At 44.7% G+C, this 6000-nt stretch carries 3 protein-coding genes and 1 pseudogene; 2 read left to right on the top strand and 2 right to left on the bottom strand.

Going from position 1 to position 6000, the window contains the following annotated elements:
- Nucleotides 1–334 precede the first annotated feature (334 nt).
- Nucleotides 335–1051, bottom strand: coding sequence for a YheC/YheD family protein (locus BLV90_RS10265; RefSeq protein ID WP_091740266.1), 717 nt, complete (start codon nt 1049–1051; stop codon nt 335–337).
- Nucleotides 1052–1404: 353 nt separating this feature from the next.
- Between BLV90_RS10265 and BLV90_RS10260 the strand changes: the two genes are divergently transcribed.
- Entirely contained in the window at nt 1405–1719 is a 315-nt protein-coding gene (locus BLV90_RS10260; RefSeq protein ID WP_091740263.1) for a cytochrome C oxidase subunit IV family protein, read from the top strand.
- Nucleotides 1720–1916: 197 nt separating this feature from the next.
- On the opposite strand, the gene pruA is transcribed toward BLV90_RS10260, so the two are convergent.
- Nucleotides 1917–3461, bottom strand: coding sequence for an L-glutamate gamma-semialdehyde dehydrogenase (gene pruA, locus BLV90_RS10255; RefSeq protein WP_091740259.1), 1545 nt, complete (start codon nt 3459–3461; stop codon nt 1917–1919).
- Nucleotides 3462–3895: 434 nt separating this feature from the next.
- Here pruA and BLV90_RS10250 point away from each other — a divergent pair.
- Nucleotides 3896–5899, top strand: a pseudogene (locus tag BLV90_RS10250) (heavy metal translocating P-type ATPase).
- Nucleotides 5900–6000: the final 101 nt, after the last annotated feature.

Raw genomic sequence — 6000 nt, 5'->3', positions numbered from 1 at the left:
GTTGTCTCCACATTGGAAAAGGTTTGCAAGATACTGTTCCTTCCGGGTAGTCCCACAGCGCCTTGAAATCCAATCGCTCCTTGAAATCCCGGTGGACCTTGCGGCCCCCGTGGTCCCCGTGGTCCCCTCTGACCTGGTACTGCCATGTTCATCCACTCCTCGTGTTCAAAATGGGATATTGTGTGTCTTAATGCGTTATAGAAAGCCTATTTCGACCCTGCCTTGCCTTAGCACAAAAAGATAAGAAAAAAAGAAAAAAGTCACAAGCTACAAAACGAGATCAAGCACACTCAGTGCTTGATCTCGTTGAAAACCTGGAATAATCTTCGTTCAATCATGTACTCTGATAAGCACTTTTTTTAAGTGCTCTAAGGCGGTGATAGTATTTTTTATCCACTAGTTTGAAGTGGAAAAAGGATGGCACCACATGATTAACCTCCAAAATCCATATCTTCTTGTCACGATCCAATCCTAAATCGACGGCCATGGATTTTCTGTTAGGAATATCTTTGGCTACTATTGTGGTGGCTTTGAGCGCCACATTTTTAATTTCTTGCATGATGGGAATGGCTGGTCTATAGCAGCTAAGATGTTGATGGATAAATCGTGGAAGGGGGAGGGTAGCTCCTTCATCGGGAAACGCTGCAATGATGCCATCGAGAGAAGCGACGCGTGCGACGACCCCACCAATCGTCCATTTTCCTTGGATGTAAAAAAGTTGAACACGAATATCAAAGTGTGCTCCATTATCATCATCACTATGAATGCCTTGTTGGATAATGTATTTTTTCTCTTTTACGATGGGGAGAAGAGTCTGATAGAGAGAGGGGAAGGAAGGTGCATGCGTTTGATTTTCGTATATGTCACAAATCTCATAACCGATTTTTTTTGCTGTCACTCTCAGTATCCCACGGGATTCAAAGCCTGCTGAAGGCTTAAGATAGATCATTGGAAATCGTTGAACCATCTGTACTAAAGTTGGTCGATTAAAAAGACGTGTAATGGGAGTATATTTGGCGATTTCCGGATGAGAACCTAAGATTTTTGCCATACGAACCTTACTCCGTTTATTGTGTACTGTACGAACCGAATGGTGATTGTCTATTATCCTTCACCTCCACGAAGCAGAAATTTAACTGGTTTATAAATAGGTTGTTTTATCCTCAATTTTATTCGTTTCCATTTCTATAGTGTAGGTAACGGTCTAGTAGAGGCGCCTGTATTTCGAAATAAAGGTGTAAACCTAGCTTGGGATTTATTGAATGAATGTAAATGAATGATAGGGATCCTGTGAATGAGGGCTCAGCGGTTTATCCTGAGGGGATTTTTTTGTATATGGATTGACAATTATTAACATAACACCTCATAATTAACTTAATATTCAATTCACAGGGGGCGTATAATATGGCGGAGATCCAGCCATCGACGAAAAAAAAGGCGCAACCGAAAGCGAAAAGTGTCGGAGAAGCAAAGTATGTCCTTCCATTTGTCTGGATGTTACTGATGACAGCGGCTTCCTTCGTACTCGTGTCCACTGGGTTTGTACCTTTACGGTGGTTGATTCCGATAATTATTCTCCTTGCCATTGCACAGGTAATGGTCCAATTGTTCACTTTTATGCACCTGGAAGATAAGGGAACGCGAATGTTTATTATTTTTACATCAGGCGGAGCTTTCGTTGCCGTCACTTGCATTTTGGCAATGCTCTATCTGGCTTGACACTCCCACAACTAAATCACCCCAAGGGCACTTCCTTCACGCGCCTTACATCCCATATCCTATATCCCATGACGAAGAAGAAGTCTATAAAAAAAATTTCATGAAAAGCGAAGAAAAACACCCCTTCAGAGAGAATCGAAGAGAGATACCTTCGAGCCTCTATATGAAGGGGTGTTTCATTATGTTTCATGACAAGATCACAGGTTTTCTGTGGTTGTCTTAGCTAGGAGGAAGTTGAGTAGATAATCAGGCCCACCTGCTTTAGCATCTGTTCCTGACATGTTAAATCCACCGAAAGGATGAACACCCACGATGGAACCGGTGCAACCACGGTTGAAGTAGAGGTTCCCTACTTGGAAGTCGTGGCGAGCCCGTTCAATATGCTCACGGCTACGAGTGAGTAGAGCACCTGTCAATGCATATTCGGTGTTATTTGCGATTTCTAAGAGCTCGTCAAAGTCTTTTGCCTTAGCAACTGCGAGGAGGGGACCGAAAACTTCCTCCAACATAATGCGTGCATCTGGTTTAACTCCAGCGATGATGGTAGGTTGAATCATAAACCCTTGAGAGTCATCTGTCTCTCCACCGAGGACAAGCTCTCCCTCTTCCTTACCGATCGCGATGTACTCCCGAATCCGATTAAATTGGATATCGTCAATTACTGGACCCATGTCCATATCAGGGTCAGCGGGGTTACCCACTTTGAGTTCCTTTGTCAGGGCGATGACGCGCTGAAGCACTTCATCATAAATGTCCTGATGGAGAACTGCTCTGGAACAGGCGGAACATTTTTGCCCAGAGAAACCAAAGCTGGAAGTAACGATGGAGCGAGCAGCGAGATCGAGATCCGCATCACGGTCAACAAGGATGGTATCTTTACCGCCCATTTCTGCAACGACTCGTTTAAACCATTTTTGGCCAGGATGAACTTTGGCAGCGCGTTCATAGATTCGAGTACCTGTAGCGCGAGAACCAGTGAAGTTGATGAAACGGATTAACGGATGGTCGACGATATAGTCACCGATTACTTTAGGGTCTCCAGGCACAAATTGGAGAACACCTTCAGGTAAGCCGGCTTCCTCAAGCACTTCGATAAAGCGAGCAGCGACAACAGGGGTCTTCTCTGATGGTTTCAATACAACAGTGTTACCGGTTACTAAAGCGGATACAGTCGTTCCTACCATAATGGCAAAGGGGAAGTTCCAAGGGGGAACGATAAAGCCGACACCCATGGATTGATAGAAGTAACGGTTTTTTTCGTCTTGGCGAGAGATAACCGTTTTGCCTTGGTCTAGCTCCAGCATCTGACGGCCATAATATTCGAGAAAGTCGACAGCTTCAGAGGTATCAGCATCTGCTTCAAACCAGTTTTTCCCCGATTCAAATACCATCGTGGCAGAGAACTCGTGACGACGACGACGGATGATCGCAGCACTTTTGAAGAGGATGTCTGCGCGCATGTGAGCGGGCCATTTGCGCCAGCTATCAAAGGCTTTATAGGCGTTTTGGATGGCTTTCTCAGCTAATTCTTGATCCGCCTTGGATACTTTCCCTACAACTTGATCTTTGCGGTAGGGGTTTATGGATACCAGCTTATCTTCGGTGAAGATACGTTCGCCCCCAATGATTAGCGGGTATTCTCGGCCAAGTTCACTCTCGAAATTGGCGAGGGATTCTTTCATGTCTTGGTGATTCTCAGAAACGGTGAAGTCTGTCCAATCATCATTTTTGTATGGGATCAATCGGGACAACCTCCTTGATAGATCGATTTCTACATCTTATTTTGCCGGGATAGGGTGGACTCTTGTCAAATGGATTTATTCTCGTTTCAGCGACTATATACACAGTTATTCTCTGCAATATTCGCTTTCCCTTCTCTTTGGTATCATCCGTTGTTTAATAATAGAACCTGAAATGACTACAGCCACAATTCCCCTATTAATCCTTCCCTTTGTATAGTCAATCATCGTAACCAAAGACATCCCCACGATAAGAAAAATTAATTATTGTGTCATGACGTCCTCCTGGTAAATGGGATGCCCAACAATCCGCCCCCTAGAGTTGTTTTTTGGTTCGGTGACCCCACATAGAAATATAGTAGAAAACAAAAGCTAGGTTTAGATCCATTTGCAAACGACGAATACCTTTACTTTGTTTAAATAAGAGGTGAGTATTCATGCCCAAAAAAGAACTTTCCTCTGATGGTAAAAACCATCATCAGAGCCATCAAGAAAAACATCACGATCATAATCATATGATTCATGACTTCAAACGACGGTTTTATGTTTCACTGGCTGTTACGGTTCCAATCTTAATCCTTTCCCCGATGATTCAGATGTTATTAGGATTTCATTTTGTGTTCCCGGGATCGATTTACATTCTCTTTGTTTTGGCCACATTCGTCTTTTTTTATGGCGGATGGCCCTTTCTGACCGGATTGCGAGACGAGATTATAAAGAGGTCCCCTGGAATGATGACGCTGATTAGTATGGCGATTATCGTCGCCTATGGATATAGCTCCTTGGTCATCTTCGGGTTTCAGGGAGAAAACTTTTTTGGGGAACTGGCTACTCTGATCGACATCATGCTTCTGGGTCATTGGATTGAAATGCGTTCCATCATGAAGGCGTCCCTTTCCCTTGAAGAGCTGGTCAAACTCATGCCAATAGAGGCACACTTGATTATTAATGATGGCGAAACAAAAGAGATTCCAGTTTCTGAACTGAAAGAAAGGGATCGGGTATTGGTCAAACCAGGTGAAAAAATTCCGGCGGACGGAGTCATTGTCAAGGGGCGTTCCAATGTAGATGAATCGATGTTAACCGGAGAGTCAGTCCCAGTGGGAAAAACGGTAGATGATGAATTGATCGGAGGGTCTATTAACGGAGAAGGCTCTCTTACATTGTCGATCCAAAAAACTGGTGAGGAAAGCTACCTGTCACAAGTTCTTCAACTCGTCCAAGACGCTCAAGCCAGCAAGTCACGGACCCAGGCCTTATCGGATCGAGCTGCAAAATGGCTATTTTATGTAGCCGTTGGGGCTGGAGCAATAACTTGGGCCATTTGGTTTGGACTTGGATATGGGTTTGATCTCGCATTGGAACGAACCGTCACCGTTTTGGTGATTGCATGCCCGCACGCACTGGGGTTAGCAGTACCTCTTGTGATTGCCAAATCCATCGCTCTATCTGCAAGTAAGGGTTTGTTGATTCGGAATCGGATGGGCTTTGAGGAGGCGCGAAACTTAGATGCTATTGTTTTCGATAAAACCGGTACGTTGACCAAAGGGGAATTTAGGGTAACAGATATTGTTACAGATCGAAAGGAAGAAGAATTGTTAAAGTGGGCGGCTTCGCTGGAATCTCAATCGGAACATCCCATCGCCTGAGGAATGGTTGAGAGTGCACAGGAACGGAAGATCCGACTGACAGTACCCGATGATTTCGAATCTATTACCGGAAAAGGGCTCCAAGGCTCCATTAACGGTCATGACATAAAGGTGGTTAGTCCGGGTTATATAAAGGGAAACAATCTTCCATTTGACGAGCAGCAATATGAGCGGTTGGCCAAGGACGGTAAGACCGTTTCTTTTGTCATTATGGATGGTAAATTAATAGGAATGATTGCCCTCGCCGATCAGTTGAAAGAAACGTCGGCTGATGCCATCCAACAGTTAAAGAACATGGGAATCCGTCCTATGATGCTGACCGGTGACAATCGGCAAGTAGCCAACTGGATCGGACGACAGTTGGGGATTGAAGAGATCTTTGCAGAGGTTCTCCCTCATGAGAAAGCAGAAAAAATTCAAGCAGTCAAACGTCAGGGGTTAAAAGTGGCGATGACAGGCGACGGAGTCAATGATGCCCCCGCCTTGGCGAATGCTGATTTGGGAATCGCAGTTGGTGCGGGGACCGATGTCGCCATGGAAACGGCAGATATTGTTTTGGTCAGAAGCGACCCGAGGGACGTCGTGTCGATTCTCAATCTATCCAAAGCTACTTTCCGAAAAATGGTACAAAACCTGTGGTGGGCTGCGGGATATAACTTCGTTGCCTTGCCCTTAGCTGCAGGGGTTTTGTTTCCTTACGGCATCCTCCTGGATCCGGCAGTTGGTGCCATTCTTATGTCGGTTAGTACGGTGGTTGTTGCTGTTAATGCACAATTACTAAAAGGATCATAAAGCACGAGCGAGTTCTAAATATTCCTTTTGACTATATAAGGTTTGCAAAACATCCAAAAGTAACGTACTCTGCTTCATAAGAATGCTCCTTTGTGCGTAGT

The sequence above is a fragment of the Marininema mesophilum genome (assembly GCF_900106775.1).
In the GTDB taxonomy this organism is placed as follows: Bacteria; Bacillota; Bacilli; order Thermoactinomycetales; family DSM-45169; genus Marininema; species Marininema mesophilum.
The sequence above is the reverse complement of the archived record's forward strand: the minus strand, read 5'-3'. Positions and strand labels throughout refer to the sequence as shown.

What these genes read in the sequence shown, in the direction of transcription:
- BLV90_RS10265 (WP_091740266.1), bottom strand. Translation starts at nt 1,051, where the DNA reads ATGGCAAAAATCTTAGGTTCTCATCCGGAAATCGCCAAATATACTCCC.
- BLV90_RS10260 (WP_091740263.1), top strand. Translation starts at nt 1,405, where the DNA reads ATGGCGGAGATCCAGCCATCGACGAAAAAAAAGGCGCAACCGAAAGCG.